Source organism: Kocuria palustris (assembly GCF_016907795.1).
Classification (GTDB): Bacteria; Actinomycetota; Actinomycetes; order Actinomycetales; family Micrococcaceae; genus Kocuria; species Kocuria palustris.
Genome location: NZ_JAFBCR010000001.1, coordinates 261,750 through 278,098 on the forward strand (window position 1 = coordinate 261,750; position 16,349 = coordinate 278,098).

A 16,349-nucleotide genomic window follows, 5' to 3' on the forward strand; every position below is an offset into this window, starting at 1 on the left:
TGATTCCGTGGTTTGCCTGAGGGCGTAGTCGATGCCTCCTCCTGTCGCATCGCCGGTGATGCGTCGCGGGCCACGGCGCGAGCGGCCATGAGGGTCTAGACTGGGCAGATCATCCCCGTCGCACGCCATCCGCCAGGCGCCGCGCACACTCCTTCCGGGCCCGGGTCGGCCTGGACGACGGGGAGTCCGTTTCCGAGTCGTCGACCCCGTCACCGTTCCAGGGAGTCAGTTCACGTGAGTTCAGCGCAGGTCTCCAGGCATGCAGCACCGACCGGTCCCCAGGATCCGTCGGATGCGCGTCGGGAGAGCGGGCGGACCACACCTGGTCAGCGCGTGCGGGCGTACCTGCAGCTGATGAAGCTGCGCATCGTCGAGCTGCTGCTCGTGGCCACGGTGCCGACCATGATCTTCGCCCACCACTACCACGGCAACGGCGGCTTCCCGAGCATCTGGCTGATCCTGGTCACCCTTGTGGGCGGCACGCTCTCCGCAGGTGCCGCGGGCGCGTTCAACTCCTACATCGACCGCGAGTCCGACCGGCTGATGAAGCGCACCTCCAAGCGCCCGCTGGTCACTCGCGTGGTCAACGACTGGGAGGCCCTGGTCCTGGGCTGGGTCCTCTCGGTGGCCTCAGTGCTGCTGTTCGCCCTGGCGGTCAACGTCCTGTCGGGCGTGCTGACGGCCGCGGCGATCTTCCTCTACGCGGTGTTCTACTCGATCATCCTCAAGCGGCGGACCAGCCAGAACATCGTCTGGGGCGGGATCGCCGGCTGCATGCCGGTGCTGATCGCCTGGGCCGCGGTGACGGGGACCGTCGAGTGGCCGGCCGTCGTGCTGTTCGCGGTGATCTTCCTGTGGACCCCGCCCCACTACTGGCCGCTGTCGATGAAGTACTCGGACGACTACGCCCGCGCCGGGATCCCCATGCTCGGGGCGATCGCCTCGGATGGGCGCGTGGCCAGCCAGGTCGTGCTCTACGCCTGGGCCACCGTCATCTGCTCGCTGCTGCTCGTCCCGGTCGGCGGCGCCGGCTGGGTCTACGCCGTGGTCACGCTGGCCGCCGGAGCCTGGTTCCTGCTGCAGTGCCACCGGCTGCTGGGGCTGGCCGGCCAGGCTGAGCCCACCTCCACACAGGCCATGAAGGTCTTCCACGGCTCGATCACCTATCTGAGCCTCGTGTTCGTGGCCGTGGCGCTGGATCCGTTCCTCGGCGGACCGATCCTCTGAACGTCGCGCAGCTGACGCACGGCGACCCTCGCGCCCGCCGACCAGCCGGTTCGCGCTGAGTCCCCGTTCCCCGGACCCGCACGGGTCGCGGCCCCATCACTCCCTCCAGAATCGAGAGCACGCTCAGGATGGACTTCTCCGGGCTGATCGCCTATCCGGTCACACCGTTCACGACCGCCGGTGCCGTGGACCTGCCTGAGCTCGCCCGCCAGGTCGAGGTCCTGGTCGGCTCGGGCGTGGACTCGATCTGCGTGCTCGGCACGGCCGGCTCCTTCGCCTATCTGAGCTCCGAGGAGCGCGCCACCGTGGTGCGCACGGCCGTCCAGGCTGCCGCGGGCTCCGGGATCCCCGTGGGAGCCGGAGTCTCCGCCATGACGACCCAGGACGTCCTGGAGCTGGCGTGGGACGCGGAGAGTGCCGGAGCGGACGGCCTGGTGCTGAACCCGCTGTCCTATGTGGCCCTGCGCTCGCCCGAGATCGCGGATCAGGTCGAGACCGTGGCCTCGTCGGTCGCGCTGCCGCTGTGCCTGGACAACAACCCCTCGACCACCGGCTTCGTCTACCCCGTGGACCTGGCCGCCGAGCTGAGCGATCTGGGCAACGTCGTGGCGTTCAAGGACACGGTCGACTCCGAGCGCGCCCTGCAGAACCGTCGCCACCTCTTCCTGGAGCTGGCCGAGCCCGGGACGAGCTTCGGGATCGCCGGGACCTCGCTGATCCTGAACTCGGCCGATGCCTCGATCGCCTGGCACACCGGCTTCGCCGCCGCACTGCCCCGGGAGTGGGTCGCGTTCCGCGCCGCCGCTGCGGCCAGGGACGTCGAGCTCGTGGATCGCTGGCGCCGGGCGTTCTCCCCGCTGATCGAGGTGCTGCGCTGGGAGCGGCCGCTGAGCTCGCTCTACGCCCTCAATGACATCTGCGGCATGCGCACCGCCCCGCCGAGGCGGCCCCTGCACCCGGTGGGCACGCCCAGCCGCGAGCGCATCCGCTCGGCCGTCCGCGATCTGCGCGCGGAGATGCAGCAGTGACGGCCGCGCTCGAGATCGAGGACCTGGTGATGGCGTTCCCGCAGCGCCGTGCGCCCAGCCGGCGACGCCGGGGGAGCCGCGACCCCGACACGGGCGCGGACACGCCTGCGCCGCGCTCGAGGCTCCGGGCCGTGGACGGCCTGAGCCTCACGGCCCGCCACGGCGAGGTCACCGCGCTGCTGGGGCCCAACGGGGCGGGCAAGACGACCACGCTCGAGTGCGCCCAGGGCCTTCGGCGGCCCACCTCCGGGACCGTCCGGCTGCTGGGCGAGCAGCCCTGGGGCGCCCGACCGGAGCTGCGCGCCCGCGCCGGCGTGATGCTGCAGGACGGCGGCCTGCCGCAGTCGGTCAGGGCAGGGGAGTACCTGCGCCACATCAGCGCGATGTACCAGGACCCGGTCCCGCAGCACGAGCTCCAGGCGCGCCTGGGCATCGGCTCCTTCGCCGGAACCCCCATCCGGCGGCTCTCCGGCGGCCAGCGCCAGCGCGTGTCGCTGGCCGCAGCGCTGGCCGGAAGGCCGGAGATCGTCTTCCTCGACGAGCCCTCGGCCGGCCTCGATCCCCAGTCGCGCGCGGTGGTCTTCGACCTGATCGACGAGCTGCGCGGCGACGGCACCGCCGTCATCCTCACCACGCACCTGCTCGACGATGCCCAGCGCCTGGCCGACCAGGTGGTCATCGTGGATGAGGGCCAGGTCCGCGCCTGCGGCTCTGTGCAGGAGCTGATCGACGGCGACGGCCGCTCCGGAGCCCTGCGCGTGGAGCTCACCGCCGCCCAGCTGCAGCGCTGGGCGCAGCATCCCCCTGAGCTCGTGCAGCGCCCGGACCTGCAGGTCAGCGCGGAGGGAGCCCGGATCGTGATCAGCGGTGCGACGCGCCCGCAGGAGCTGGCCGAGCTGAGCCAGTGGCTCGCGGCCACCGGCGAGCTGCCCCTGTCCCTGAGCCTCCAGCCCCGCTCGCTGGAGGACGTCTTCCTGGAGCTGTCGGGGAGGCAGATCCGATGACCGAGAGGACCATCCTGTCCCGTACTGCTTCCGAGGACCCGGCCCCGTCGCGGCCGGCCCCTGCTGGCCGGCGCGTCGCCGCCCAGGCCGCTTACGAGACGCGCACCATGCTGCGCAACGGCGAGCAGCTGCTGCTGCTGATCATCCTCCCGGTCATGGCCCTGTTCGCCCTGGCCTGGATGGATCTGCTCGACGGGGCGCTGCCGGCCGGTGCCGAGAGGATCGACCTGGCCGTGCCCGGGGTCCTGGCGCTGTCGGTGATCTCGAACGCGTTCTCCGGCCAAGGCATCCAGACCGGCTTCGACCGCCGCTACGGCGTGCTGCGGCAGCTGTCCACCACGCCCCTGGGCCGGTTCGGGCTCATCGCCGGCAAGCTCGGCGCCATCCTGGCGGTGCTGGCCGTGCAGACGGTGCTGATCTGCGGGATCGGTCTGGCCCTGGGCTGGCGGCCCGAGCCGCTGTCGGTGCTGGCCATGCTGCTGATCCTCGGGGTGGGCGCCGCGGTGTTCACCGGGCTGGGCCTGCTCGTGGCCGGCACGCTGCGCGCTGAAGCCACGCTGGCCGTCGTCAATCTGCTGTGGGTCCTGCTGGCGGCAGCCGGCGGAACCCTGGGCCCGGCCGCAGCCCTTCCGGCTGTGCTCGGCTGGGCGGCTTCGCTGCTGCCATCGGCTGCGCTGGGGGAGTCGCTGCGCATCGTGCTGGTCGGCACCGGCCACGGCCCCCTGGTGCTGCATCTGGCGGTCCTGGCCGTATGGGGCCTGCTCAGCTGGGCGGCGACCGTCCGTCTGTTCCGCTGGAGCTGAGACTGCGCACGGGCCGCCGGCTCCGGTCCGCGTGCACAGGGTGCGGGACTAGACTTGTCGGGCGCCCGGCGCTCCGGTCGCGCAAGCACTGACCCCCCTTTCAGATCCTGGACGTGAGCACGTGAGCACCCCTTCCTCGGCCCCGACCGCCTCGGACCTCGGCGACGACCCGCGGGAGGCTCCGGGGCCTGGACCCGAGCCGCGCAGCGATCGAGCTCCGATCGGCTTCTTCCTCCGCGGCGAGGTCGACGGATGGGTCCGCTTCACGGCCTGGGCCTCCCTGGCGGCCAACATGCTGCTGATCCTCACCGGCGGCCTGGTCCGGCTCACCGGCTCCGGCCTCGGCTGCCCCACCTGGCCCCGGTGCACCGACGAGTCCTGGACCAACACCTCGGAGATGGGCATCCACGGGTTCATCGAGTTCGGCAACCGCACTCTGACGGGCGTGCTCATGATCGTCGCCGTGCTGGCCTTCCTGGCCGTCGTGCGCATGGCCCGCCGTCACGCGTCGCTGTTCGTGCTGACCCTGCTGCTCGGTCTCGGCATCCCCGTTCAGGCTGTGGTCGGCGGCGTCACGGTGCTGACCGGTCTGAATCCGTGGATCGTGGGCATCCACTTCATGATCTCCTCCGCCATGATCGCCATGGCCGCGATGCTCGTGAATCGGACCCGGCGGCTGAGCCTGGAGCACGTGGCGCAGGCGGAGCTGGCCGGACAGTCGCCGCAGCAGCGCGGCCCGATCCGCGGGCTGCTCATCGCACTGGCCGTGTTCGCGGCGCTGAGCATCTACCTGGGCACGCTGGTCACCGGCACGGGTCCCCACGGCGGCGACGCCGGCGATGTCGTGCGGCACACCTTCGACGCCCTGGTGATCGCCCGGCTGCACGCTCTGCCCGCCTACGCCGTCGTCGCGCTGGTGCTGATCGGACTGCTCGTCGGCCGCCGAACCTGGCCCATGGCGGTGCGCCGGTCGCTGCAGCTCGTGGGACTCGTCGTGATCATGCAGGCGCTGATCGGCTTCTACCAGTTCTTCAACGGCCTGCCGATCCTGGTGGTCGCGCTGCACCTCATCGGCTCGGCCCTGTTCGTGGCCGTCGTGTCCATGGCGGTGGAGAAGGGCTTCCACGTCACCTCCGAGGCTCCCGTGCTGACGGAGGCCGAGCGCCGCGACGGGCCCGTCACCGTCTGAGGGCGCATCGAAGCCCGCACCGGTTCGGGAGGGGCCGCTGGAATCCGTCGCTGCGGAATCCAGCGGCCCTTGTGCGTTCTGCGCCTGATCGAGTCGAAGGATGAGGTTCTCATCACATCCCGGTCTTTCTGAGGGTGACCTTGCTAGGAACGTGGAATGGATTTGGACATACTTGAGTTGTGTATTGGACAGGGTCCGGATCACGGACCCCCGAGACGGCGAGAGGCGGTACGAGCATGGTCCAGACGGAAGTCAGGAGCGCGCGCAGCACCGAGGACGCCGCCGAGTCCACCACCCGATCCCGGATCCTCAACGCCGTCCTGGAATCCGGACCCGTCTCCGCCAGCGAGATCGCAGCGCAGATGGGCCTCACGGCCGCTGCAGTGCGCCGTCACCTGGACGCCCTGGAGCGGGATCGGTTCATCGAGGTCACCCTGGTGCGCCGCCCCGGAGCAGGTGCGGGTCGCCCCGCCCGTCGCTACGTGGTGGCCCCCGAGGGCCACGAGCGCCTGGGCAACGACTACCTCGAGGTCGCCCACGACGCCCTGCGCACCCTGCGCGAGCTCGGGGGAGAAGAGGCCCTGCGAGGCTTCGTGCAGCGTCACCAGCACCGCATCGAGAACCGGTACCGCCCGGCCGTCGAGGCTGCAGGGGAGGACGTCGCCGATCGTCTGGACGCCCTCGTGCGCCAGATGGCCGCCGACGGCTACGCCGCCAGCTCCACCGTGGTGCAGGTCGGCTCCCCGCGCCGCGGAATGGCCTCCCTGCAGCTGTGCCAGGGGCACTGCCCCCTGCTCGAGCTGGCAGAGGACCACCCCGAGTTCTGCGAGGCGGAGACGAGGATGATCGGCTCCCTGCTGGGCGTCGACATCCGTCGGCTGTCCACGCTGGCCTCCGGGGCGCACGTGTGCAACACGCATGTGCCCCTCGAGGGCCGGGACGAGGATCCACCACGCAGCGCCGAGCGCACCTGAGACTTTCCCTCACCATCCGAACCACCGCGGTCGACCGGGCAGAGCCCGGATCGGCAGCAGACCACCAGAGGAGGCCGTCGTGACAGATGTGACACAAGCCAACGACACCACCATCTCCGACATCCTGGAGAAGAACCCCGAGCTCGAGGGCATCGGGACGTACGAGTACGGCTGGGCCGACAAGGACGTCGCGGGAGCCTCCGCGCGCCGCGGCATCGACGAGGACGTCGTGCGCGACATCTCGGCGCGCAAGAACGAGCCCGAGTGGATGCTGAACCTGCGCCTGAAGGCCCTGAAGTTCTTCCAGCGCAAGCCCATGCCCACCTGGGGCGCGGACCTGTCGGGCATCGACTTCGACAACATCAAGTACTTCGTGCGCGCCTCCGAGCAGCAGGCCGGCTCCTGGGAGGAGCTGCCCGAGGAGATCCGCGACACCTACGAGAAGCTGGGCATCCCCGAGGCCGAGCGCTCCCGCCTGGTGGCCGGCGTGGCCGCGCAGTACGAGTCCGAGGTCGTCTACCACCAGATCCGCGAGGACCTGGAGGCCCAGGGCGTCATCTTCATGGACACCGACACCGCGCTGCGCGAGCACCCGGAGTTCTTCGAGGAGTACTTCGGCACGGTCATCCCGGTGGGCGACAACAAGTTCGCCGCGCTGAACACGGCCGTGTGGTCCGGCGGGTCGTTCGTCTACGTGCCCAAGGGCGTCCACGTGGACATCCCGTTGCAGGCCTACTTCCGCATCAACACGGAGAACATGGGCCAGTTCGAGCGGACGCTGATCATCGCGGATGAGGACTCCTACGTCCACTACATCGAGGGCTGCACCGCGCCGATCTACAAGACGGACTCGCTGCACTCGGCCAACGTCGAGATCATCGTCAAGAAGAACGCCCGCGTGCGCTACACGACCATCCAGAACTGGTCGAACAACGTGTACAACCTGGTGACCAAGCGCGCCATCGCCCACGAGGGCGCCTCCATGGAGTGGGTCGACGGCAACATCGGCTCCAAGGTCACCCAGAAGTACCCGGCGGTCTACATGACCGGCGAGCACGCCCGCGGCGAGACCCTCTCGATCGCCTTCGCCGGCGAGGGCCAGCACCAGGACACCGGCTCCAAGATGGTGCACGTCGCCCCGCACACGTCGTCGTCGATCGTGTCCAAGTCGGTGGCCCGCAACGGCGGCCGCTCCGCCTACCGCGGCCTGGTCCAGGTCCGCGAGGGCGCCCACCACGCCAAGTCGAACGTGGTCTGCGACGCCCTGCTTGTGGACACCGTCTCGCGCTCGGACACGTACCCGTACGTCGACATCCGCGAGGACGACGTCTCCATGGGCCACGAGGCCACAGTCTCGCGCGTGTCCGAGGAGCAGCTGTTCTACCTCATGCAGCGCGGCCTGCCGGAGGACGAGGCCATGGCCATGATCGTGCGCGGCTTCGTGGAGCCGATCGCCCGCGAGCTGCCCATGGAGTACGCGCTCGAGCTCAACCGCCTGATCGAACTGCAGATGGAGGGATCCGTTGGCTGATAAGCCCAACACCGCCGCAGCACCCGGCACCACCACCCCCGAGGAGGATGTGGTCGACGGCGTGCGCACCGATGAGGCGCGCATCGCCATCCCCGGGATGACCCAGGAGGGCGAGAAGCTCGCCACCGCCATGGTCGAGTCCGAGGAGGAGGCCATGGGGGTCTCCGCCTCGCAGGAGGACGGCAAGGTCAAGGGCACCAAGATCGCCGGCACCTCGCGCGCCGATCGGCAGGCGTCCTACGACCTCGCGGACTTCCCGGAGCTGACCGGGCGCGAGGAGGACTTCCGGTTCACCCCGCTCAAGCGCCTCAAGGGACTGCACACGGATGAGCTGACGGGGCCCGCCCCGGCGGTGACCGTGTCCGGCTCCGATCGCGTGCGCGTCGAGACCGTGGGCCGCGACGACGCCCGCGTGGGCTCGGCCGGCATCCCCGAGGACCGCCTCTCGGCCAGCGCCTGGGCCGCCGTCCAGGAGGCCACCGTGGTGACGGTCCCGGCCGAGGCCGAGATCGACGGCACCGTGATGATCGAGATCGAGGGCACCAGCCCCGATCCGGCCGCCTCCCACCTGGTCGTGGTCGCCGAGCAGTTCTCGAAGGCGCGCATCGTGCTGCGCCACCACGGCTCGGCCGTGGTCTCGCAGAACGTCGAGTTCTCGATCGCCGATTCGGCGAACATCACCGTGGTCTCCCTGCAGGAGTGGGAGGACGAGGGCACCGTGCACGCCTCGGCGCAGCACGTCTCGCTCGGCCGCGACTCGCGCTTCAAGCACGTGGTCGTCTCCCTGGGCGGGGACACCGTGCGAGTGACTCCGTCGGTGCGCTTCCGCGCCCCGGGTGCCGACGTCGAGATGTACGGGCTGACCTTCGTGGACGACGGCCAGCACCTCGAGTCGCGGCTGTTCGTGGACCACTCGCAGCCCAACTGCCGCTCGCGCGTGACCTACAAGTCCGCGCTGCAGGGCGAGGGCGCCCACGGGGTGTGGGTCGGCGACGTCCTGATCCGCCCGGCCGCCGAGGCCACCGACACCTACGAGCTCAACCGGAACCTGATCCTCAACGACGGGCCCCGGATGGACTCGATCCCCAACTTGGAGATCGAGACCGGAGTGATCGCCGGTGCCGGCCACGCCTCCACCACGGGCCAGCTGGATGCGGAGCACCTCTACTACCTCATGTCGCGAGGCATCAGCGAGCGCGATGCCCGCGCCCTGGTGGTGCGCGGCTTCCTCTTCGAGATCCTGCAGCAGATCGAGGACGAGAGCATCGAGGAGCGCCTGCGCGAGATCGTCGAGGCCGAGCTGGCCAACGTCGAGCGCGGCGCCTGAGGCCCCGCCACCGAAGCACCTGCCGATCACGGCACCCACACCTTCACCATTTCAGGAGAGACTTTTGAGCACTCTGGAGATCAAGGACCTGCACGCATCGGTCCTGCTCGACGACGAGAACAGCAAGCAGATCCTCAAGGGCGTGAACCTCACCATCAACTCGGATGAGGTCCACGCGATCATGGGGCCCAACGGCTCCGGCAAGTCCACGCTGGCCTCGACCATCGCGGGCCACCCCAAGTTCCGCGTGGACTCGGGCGACATCCTGCTGGACGGCGAGTCCGTCCTGGAGATGTCCGTGGACGAGCGGGCGCGGGCCGGGCTCTTCCTGGCCATGCAGTACCCGGTCGAGATCCCGGGCGTGACCACCTCCAACTTCCTGCGCTCGGCCAAGACCGCCGTCGACGGCGAGGCCCCCGCTCTGCGGACCTGGACCAAGGACGTCAAGGAGGCCGTCGCTCAGCTGAAGATGGATCCGCAGATGATCCAGCGCAACGTGAACGAGGGCTTCTCCGGCGGCGAGAAGAAGCGCATGGAGATCATGCAGCTCGAGCTGCTCAAGCCCAAGATGGCGCTGCTGGACGAGACCGACTCCGGCCTGGACATCGATGCCCTCAAGGTCGTGTCCGAGGGCGTGAACCGCGCCAAGGCCGCCAACGGCATGGGCGTCATGCTCATCACCCACTACACCCGCATCCTGCGCTACATCGCTCCCGATCACGTGCACGTCTTCGCCGACGGCCGCGTGGTGGAGCAGGGAGGTCCGGAGCTGGCCGAGCAGCTCGAGGCCGAGGGCTACGACAAGTACGTCGCGGCCGCCAAGTGACCGGCTGAACCCGGACGAGGAGGACACCATGACCGAAACGACCGCCGACGCGGGCCAGGTCCCCGCGGGCGCGCCGCAGATCTCCGAGGTCGAGGACGCGCTGAAGAACGTCATCGATCCCGAGCTCGGCGTGAACATCGTCGATCTGGGCCTGCTCTACGGCGCCTCCTACATGGAGGACGGGGCCCTCAAGCTCGACATGACGCTGACCACGGCGGCCTGCCCGCTGCAGGACGTCATCGAGGAGCAGGTCGAGCAGAACCTCGGCCCGCTCGTCGACGAGTGGCACGTCAACTGGGTCTGGATGCCGCCGTGGGGCATGGAGCGCATCACCGAGGACGGCCGCGACCAGATGCGGGCCCTGGGCTTCAACATCTGACCCGCCTGCGGCGCACGACGGCGCCCGGTCGCGCAGCTGATCAGCTGCGCGACCGGGCGCTGCCGTCGTGTGTGCGGGCCCCATCGGGGCTGCGCGGGCCCGACGGCCCCGCGTCAGCGCTCGATCAGCGGATCGAGTTCGGGTGCTGGCACAGGGGAGTGGTCTCGATCGTCATGTACGGGTACATGGGGAAGCCCGAGAGGATCTCGTGCAGTCGCTGGTTGGACTCGACCTCGAAGATCGACACGTTGGCGTACTGCCCGACCACGCGGTAGATGGCCTCCAACTCACCGGCCTCCTGCAGCCCCTGGGAGTACTCCTTCTCCTGGGCCTGCTTCTGGGCCACCTCCTCGGCGGACATGGACTCGGGGAACTGGATCTGCATGCGGCAGAGGAACTTCACGATCGACTCTCCTGATCTCGGGTGCTGGTTCACGGCCACTCTAACGACCGTGGGACGGGTCACGGCCGAGGCGAGTCCAGTCCGCGGGCAGCCAGTGCCTCGCCGGTGCGCTGCCCGTGGGCCACGGCGGAGATCACCAGGGGAGCGGCGAGCCCGACGGGGCCGAGCCGGGTACCGCGCGCGGCGGCGGCATCGCGGAGGTCGTCGAGCACGCCGGTCAGGAACGGGATCGAGCGCAGCATGACCTGGATCGCCAGCCCGATCCGCTCCGGATCCGCCCCCATCAGCCGCAGCGGGGACAGCAGCCGCACGAGCCCGTCGAGCAGCTCGGGCAGGGGCGTGGTCTCCAGCAGGACCCGGGTGGCCAGCAGCGCGGTCACGACCGTGAGCAGCACCTCGGCGGCCATGGCGGGATCGCGGCGCAGCAGCAGGTGATAGGCCGCCAGCAGACCCAGGATCCACGAGGCGGGACGGAGACTGTGCCACCAGTCGCGCGGACCTATGCGTGCGGCGGCTGCCGCGAGCAGGACCAGCAGCAGGCACCCGGCGGGCACCGCCCAGGAGGTCTCGGGCGCCTCGATGCCGAGCCGTCGCAGCAGCCATGGGAAGGGCAGCATCAGCAGCACCGAGATCACCGCCACGCCGGAGGCCTTGAGCGCCAGCGGGGCGCGGTGGACCGGGGTGTCGGCCGGGCGGTGGAAGCCGAAGAGCTCGCGGCGCGAACGGCTCACGGAGCGGTCCCGGGGCCCGGCGGAGCGGTGGGGAAGCCCTCGCGGCAGCAGCGCCGGTAGCGGTCGATGACCTCCTCGGCGGGGCCGTCATCCAGCAGGAGGCCGTCGTGGATGAGCAGCGCCCGCTGGGCCGTGGCCGCCAGCTCCAGGTCGTGCGTGGAGATGATCTGCTGCTGGGGCAGGGCGTCGAGGCGCTCGAGCAGGGCATCGCGGTGGCGCAGGTCCAGCAGCGTGGTGGGCTCATCGAGGGCCAGCACCCTGGGCTGCACGGCCAGCACCGCCGTCAGAGCCACGAGCTGGCGCTCACCGCCGGAGAGATCGTGGATCGACTGATGGCGCTGCCGGGACAGGCCCGCCTCCTCGAGCAGGCGCCCGGCGATCTCGGCCCGTCGTCCGGAGGGCTCGCCCGCGACCCGGAGGGAGAGCTCGACGTCCTCCTGGGCCGTAGGCATCAGCAGCTGGGCGGAAGGATCCGAGAACAGGAACCCGACGGCGCGACGGGCCGCGCGGACGTCGTGCACCGCGTCCGTCCCGTGGACGCGGGCCGAACCCGAGGTGACCTCGGCCAGGCCGTTGAGCACGCGCAGCAGCGTGGACTTGCCGGAGCCGTTGAGCCCGATCACCGCGATCCGGCGCTCGTGCAGCTCGACGCTCAGCGGCCCGAGCAGGCGAACGGGCTCGCTGCTGCTCGGCGGGCCGGGGACCTCGACGACGATCTCGCGCAGCTCGATTCCGCGGTGCTGCCCGCCGCTCACGACCGTGCGGCCAGCCGGGGGAAGGCGCGGTGCACGGCGGCGGCGATCATCGCCGCCAGCACGAGCTTGAGCAGATCGCCGGGCCAGTAGAGCAGATCTGCCAGGAAGGCATCGCGCAGGGTGAGTCCGCCGTTGAGCATCATTCCGGGGATGCCGAAGACGCGGGTGATCAGGAAGCCGCCGAGCAGCGCAGCGCTGATCAGCCCGAGGAGCACACGCCCTCGTGAGACGCCGCGGCGCAGGACGGCGTAGGCCAAGAACCCTACGCAGGCGGCGGCGATCGGGAACGCGATGATGTAGCCGGCCGAGGGCCCGGCCAGGACCGCCGGCCCGCCGCGGAAGCCGGAGAAGATCGGCAGCCCGACGAGACCCACCACCACATAGAGCGCGACGGCCAGGAAGCCGCGGCGCCCGCCCAGGACCAGTCCGGTGAGGTACACGGCCAGCGTCTGCAGCGTGATCGGCACGGCCAGGGGGCCCACGGGGATCGCGGGCAGGACGGCGCACACGGCCACGAAGGCCGCGAAGACGGCGATCAGGCCAAGATCCGTGCCCGCGCTGCGGCCGGAGGCGGAATGCTTCCGTGCGGCGGCAGGAGCGGTCTGTGCGGAGTCGGCGGAATCCTGAGGACGGGAGGATGCTGACGATGATGAAGGCATGGCACAAGGATAGGGGAGAATTCAAATATCAATCGGCAGCAGGGCGCCGGTCGTGGAGAGAGTCCGCGGTCTCGCCCTCGTCGGGACCGCTGCTCGACCGGCCGCCCGGGCCTGCGGTCTCGTCCCACGGCGCGGGACGACCGAGATCGCCGATCTGCTCGGAGCGCGGCTCGGCCCGGGGTGTGCCGCCGTCGGGCTGGTGCACAGGCCACCCGGCCACGGGATCCCGCAGCGGTTGGGTCGGCGGATGCGCGGCCGGCAGCAGCTGACCGGTGGCGGCATCGGTCGCGGTCGCGCCACGGGAGGCATGGCGGGCAGGCTGCAGCCGCATGGCCTGATAGCGCCAGCGCTCGGCCAGCGAGGCCCGACGCGCCGCCGACGTCGCCGGGTCCACCGGGTCCGCCCCCAGCACGGGGTCATCTCCCGACTGGTAGCGATCCGACCAGATCTGGATCACCGACCAGGCCACCGCGGTCAGGGGCGTGGCCAGGATGGTGCCCACAATCCCGCCGACCAGCCCGCCGATCGTCAGCGCCGTGAGCACGATCAGCGGGTGCAGGCTCAGGGACTTGCCCACGATCAGGGGCTGGAGGAGGTTGCCGTCGACGTTGTTGACGATGATGGTCAGCGCCGCGACCGCCAGCGCCGAGGGGAGCCCCAGCGTCACCAGCGCCACGATGGCCGCGAAGAAGCCCGAGAAGAACGGGCCCACGATCGGGATGAAGGCGGACAGGAAGCACAGCACCGCCAGCGGCAGCGCCAGCGGGACGCCGATCGCCCACAGTCCGAGACCGATCAGGGTGGCGTCGACGGTGGCCACGATGACGATGCCCCGGACGTATCCGCCCAGGACCTCGGCCGTGCGATCACCTGTCTCGGCCATGCGGGCGCGGACCCCGCCGTGGAACCAACGCAGCAGGAAGTTCCACATCCGGGGGCCGTCCTTCAGGAAGAAGAACAGCATGACCAGCGAGAGGATCGTGCCCGTGAGGACGCTGCCGGCGGTTCCGAAGCTCGAGAACAGAGTCGAGACGACCGCCTGCGACGAGAGCATGGACCCGGCGGAGGACGTCAGGTCGGAGAGCATCTGGGAGTCGATCGGCACGGAGGGGTCCGTGAGCACGCCCTCGATGTCATCGACCCCCTGGGCGAACTGCTGGGACAGCGTGTCCCATTCGGCCGTGACCGTGGCGGCGACCGCGGCGACGATGCCCGAGACCACCACGATCAGCGCCACGAACACGATCGCGGAACCGGCCCAGCGCGGCAGGCCGCGGCGCACCAGGGCGTTGACCAGCGGCCCGACCGTGGTCGCCAGGATCAGGGCGACGAGCGCCGCGATGACCGCCAGCTGGACGACGATCATCACCCAGACGAGGGCTGCCGCCAGGACGCCGAGGATCAGGATCTGCGCGGAGCGCCCTGCGGCACGGCCCATCGCATCGCGCCAGACGCCGCCGCCGGCATCCAGCTGCTCCGGCGGCTGCGCGGGCCCCGGGGCATCCGAGTGCTGGTGCAGCACGGGCTCCGCCGCGGCGATGTGCGAGCCGCCGGACGACCCCCCTCCGCGCCGGGGCGAGCGATCGGGGTCGCCCGTGGACGCGGTGCCGGCCGGGGTCGGGTCACTGGTCATAGGGTTCGCCTTCGATCGGGATCTCATCTGTCGCCTCCATGGCGGGGGCACAGCCTCCGGTCGAGTCTAGGCCCGCGGGGAGGCGCCCCGACCGGGCGCGGGGGCGCGTCGCCGGTCCGATCGATCCGGGCAGCGGTGTCCCAGCTGACAGCGCCCGGGAAGGCTCCCGGCTAGACTGCATCGGTTCCGCCGTCCGCCGACGGCGGCCGCCCCCGTCGAAAGGCCGTGCCTGAAGTGATCACCGTGTCGAACCTCGAACTGCGAGCCGGAGCCCGGCTGCTGATGGACGACGTGGACTTCCGGGTGCAGAAGGGCGACAAGGTCGGCCTGGTCGGGCGCAACGGCGCCGGCAAGACGACCATGACCCGCGTGCTGGCCGGCGAGGGCATCCCGGCCGGAGGCACCGTGACCCGCAGCGGCACGATCGGCTACCTCCCGCAGGATCCCAAGGTCGAGGACATGGAGCAGCTGGCCCGCGACCGGATCTTCTCCGCGCGCGGCCTTGCTGAGGTCATCGCCCGCATGCGCACGGCCGAGGAGGAGATGGCCTCCGAGGACGAGACCGTGCGGGACCGGGCCATGAAGCGCTACCCCCGCCTGGAGACCGAGTTCCAGGCCGGCGGCGGCTACGCGGCCGAGTCCGAGGCCGCCACGATCACCGCGAACCTGGACCTTCCGGACCGCGTGCTCAACCAGCCGCTGCGCACGCTCTCGGGCGGTCAGCGCCGACGCGTGGAGCTGGCCCGCATCCTGTTCTCGGACGCCGACACGATGCTGCTCGACGAGCCCACCAACCACCTCGACGCAGATTCGGTGGCCTGGCTTCGGGAGTTCCTGCGCAGCTACTCCGGCGGCGTCCTGGTGATCTCCCACGACGTCGAGCTCATGGAGATGGTGGTCAACAAGGTCCTCTACCTCGACGCCAATCGGGCGGTCGTGGATGTCTACAACATGGACTGGAAGCGCTACAAGGCCCAGCGCGAGCAGGACGAGCACCGCCGCAGGCGGGAGTACGCCAACGCGGAGAAGAAGGCCTCGGCACTGAAGGCCCAGGGCGAGAAGATGCGCGCCAAGGCGACCAAGGCCGTGGCGGCGCAGCAGATGCTCAAGCGCGCCGAGCGGCTGATGGCCAGCGTGGAGGGCGAGCGCGTCCAGGACAAGGTCGCCGCGATCCGCTTCCCGGCACCGGCGCCCTGCGGCAAGACCCCTCTGCGGGCCTCCGGGCTGTCCAAGTCCTACGGCTCGCTCGAGATCTTCAACGACGTCGACCTGGCCATCGACCGCGGCTCACGCGTGGTGATCCTGGGCCTCAACGGCGCGGGCAAGACCACGCTGCTGCGCATGCTGGCCGGCGTGGCCGAGCCGGACTTCGGGCAGGTCGAGCCCGGCCACGGCCTGAAGCTCGGCTACTTCGCCCAGGAGCACGACACCCTGGATCAGGACCGCACGGTCCTGCAGAACATGAAGACGGCGGCCCCGGAGCTCACCGACACCCAGGCCCGCACCGTGCTCGGCTCGTTCCTGTTCCAGGGCGACGACGTCGACAAGCCCGCCGGCGTGCTCTCCGGCGGTGAGAAGACCCGGCTGGCCCTGGCCACTCTGGTGGCTTCCTCGGCCAACGTGCTGCTGCTCGATGAGCCCACCAACAACCTGGATCCGGCCTCCCGCGAGGAGATCCTGGCCGCGCTGCGCCGCTACGAGGGTGCCGTGGTCCTGGTCTCCCACGACGAGGGAGCTGTGGAGGCGCTGAACCCGGAGCGCGTGGTCATGCTTCCCGACGGCATCGAGGACCACTGGTCGCAGGAGTACCAGGACCTCATCTCGCTGGCCTGAGCCTCGCGGTCCCGGCTCCAGGGCACTGCGGGAGCCGGGCAGCCGCT

At 70.5% G+C, this 16,349-nt stretch carries 16 protein-coding genes; 11 read left to right on the forward strand and 5 right to left on the reverse strand.

Going from position 1 to position 16,349, the window contains the following annotated elements; genetic code table 11:
• The first annotated feature begins 234 nt into the window (after positions 1–234).
• The 10 genes from JOE55_RS01125 (at position 235) to JOE55_RS01170 (ending at position 10,288) form a co-directional block, all read left to right on the forward strand.
• Positions 235–1,227: a heme o synthase gene (locus JOE55_RS01125; RefSeq protein WP_006213177.1), complete on the forward strand. Its 993-nt coding sequence runs from the start codon at positions 235–237 to the stop codon at positions 1,225–1,227.
• A 128-nt stretch (positions 1,228–1,355) separates the two neighbouring features.
• Positions 1,356–2,255 carry a dihydrodipicolinate synthase family protein gene (locus JOE55_RS01130; protein WP_006213176.1) on the forward strand — a complete coding sequence of 300 codons (900 nt, stop codon included), beginning with the start codon at positions 1,356–1,358 and terminating at the stop codon, positions 2,253–2,255.
• Complete coding sequence (locus tag JOE55_RS01135; protein WP_204781752.1) at positions 2,252–3,259, forward strand: ATP-binding cassette domain-containing protein; 1,008 nt, start codon at positions 2,252–2,254, stop codon at positions 3,257–3,259. Before JOE55_RS01130 ends, JOE55_RS01135 begins: the two co-directional genes overlap by 4 nt.
• On the forward strand, positions 3,256–4,062 hold the full coding sequence (locus tag JOE55_RS01140) for an ABC transporter permease (RefSeq protein WP_239546358.1): 807 nt from the start codon (positions 3,256–3,258) through the stop codon (positions 4,060–4,062). Before JOE55_RS01135 ends, JOE55_RS01140 begins: the two co-directional genes overlap by 4 nt.
• Positions 4,063–4,183: 121 nt before the next feature.
• The gene (locus JOE55_RS01145; protein WP_006213173.1) at positions 4,184–5,251 is read left to right on the forward strand and encodes a COX15/CtaA family protein; all 1,068 of its coding nucleotides are present in this window, start codon (positions 4,184–4,186) and stop codon (positions 5,249–5,251) included.
• 236 nt (positions 5,252–5,487) lie between these two features.
• Positions 5,488–6,225: a helix-turn-helix transcriptional regulator gene (locus tag JOE55_RS01150; protein ID WP_204781753.1), complete on the forward strand. Its 738-nt coding sequence runs from the start codon at positions 5,488–5,490 to the stop codon at positions 6,223–6,225.
• Between the two features lie 79 nt (positions 6,226–6,304).
• Positions 6,305–7,756 (forward strand): Fe-S cluster assembly protein SufB, encoded by a 1,452-nt coding sequence (sufB, locus tag JOE55_RS01155; RefSeq protein WP_024290442.1) that lies wholly within the window; start codon positions 6,305–6,307, stop codon positions 7,754–7,756.
• Between the two features lie 97 nt (positions 7,757–7,853).
• A complete protein-coding gene (gene sufD, locus JOE55_RS01160) occupies positions 7,854–9,083 on the forward strand; it encodes a Fe-S cluster assembly protein SufD (RefSeq protein ID WP_420870997.1) in 1,230 nt (409 codons plus the stop codon).
• 64 nt (positions 9,084–9,147) lie between these two features.
• The gene (gene sufC / locus JOE55_RS01165; protein ID WP_006213169.1) at positions 9,148–9,909 is read left to right on the forward strand and encodes a Fe-S cluster assembly ATPase SufC; all 762 of its coding nucleotides are present in this window, start codon (positions 9,148–9,150) and stop codon (positions 9,907–9,909) included.
• Positions 9,910–9,937: 28 nt separating this feature from the next.
• The gene (locus JOE55_RS01170; RefSeq protein ID WP_006213168.1) at positions 9,938–10,288 is read left to right on the forward strand and encodes a metal-sulfur cluster assembly factor; all 351 of its coding nucleotides are present in this window, start codon (positions 9,938–9,940) and stop codon (positions 10,286–10,288) included.
• A gap of 124 nt (positions 10,289–10,412) precedes the next feature.
• On the opposite strand, the gene JOE55_RS01175 is transcribed toward JOE55_RS01170, so the two are convergent.
• The 5 genes from JOE55_RS01175 to JOE55_RS01195 are packed head-to-tail and all read right to left on the reverse strand — an operon-like array spanning position 10,413 to position 14,469.
• On the reverse strand, positions 10,413–10,754 hold the full coding sequence (locus tag JOE55_RS01175) for a muconolactone Delta-isomerase (RefSeq protein WP_006213167.1): 342 nt from the start codon (positions 10,752–10,754) through the stop codon (positions 10,413–10,415).
• On the reverse strand, positions 10,751–11,422 hold the full coding sequence (locus JOE55_RS01180; RefSeq protein ID WP_204781754.1) for a CbiQ family ECF transporter T component: 672 nt from the start codon (positions 11,420–11,422) through the stop codon (positions 10,751–10,753). The genes JOE55_RS01175 and JOE55_RS01180 overlap by 4 nt, the downstream gene beginning before the upstream one ends.
• Positions 11,419–12,177, reverse strand: a complete 759-nt coding sequence (locus JOE55_RS01185; protein WP_204781755.1) for an ATP-binding cassette domain-containing protein — start codon at positions 12,175–12,177, stop codon at positions 11,419–11,421. Before JOE55_RS01185 ends, JOE55_RS01180 begins: the two co-directional genes overlap by 4 nt.
• Entirely contained in the window at positions 12,174–12,836 is a 663-nt protein-coding gene (locus JOE55_RS01190) for a biotin transporter BioY (RefSeq protein WP_204781756.1), read from the reverse strand. Before JOE55_RS01190 ends, JOE55_RS01185 begins: the two co-directional genes overlap by 4 nt.
• Before the next feature lie 28 nt (positions 12,837–12,864).
• Positions 12,865–14,469 carry an AI-2E family transporter gene (locus tag JOE55_RS01195; RefSeq protein ID WP_239546360.1) on the reverse strand — a complete coding sequence of 535 codons (1,605 nt, stop codon included), beginning with the start codon at positions 14,467–14,469 and terminating at the stop codon, positions 12,865–12,867.
• A gap of 234 nt (positions 14,470–14,703) precedes the next feature.
• Between JOE55_RS01195 and JOE55_RS01200 the strand changes: the two genes are divergently transcribed.
• Positions 14,704–16,302: an ATP-binding cassette domain-containing protein gene (locus JOE55_RS01200; protein ID WP_204783161.1), complete on the forward strand. Its 1,599-nt coding sequence runs from the start codon at positions 14,704–14,706 to the stop codon at positions 16,300–16,302.
• The last annotated feature ends 47 nt before the right edge of the window (positions 16,303–16,349 follow it).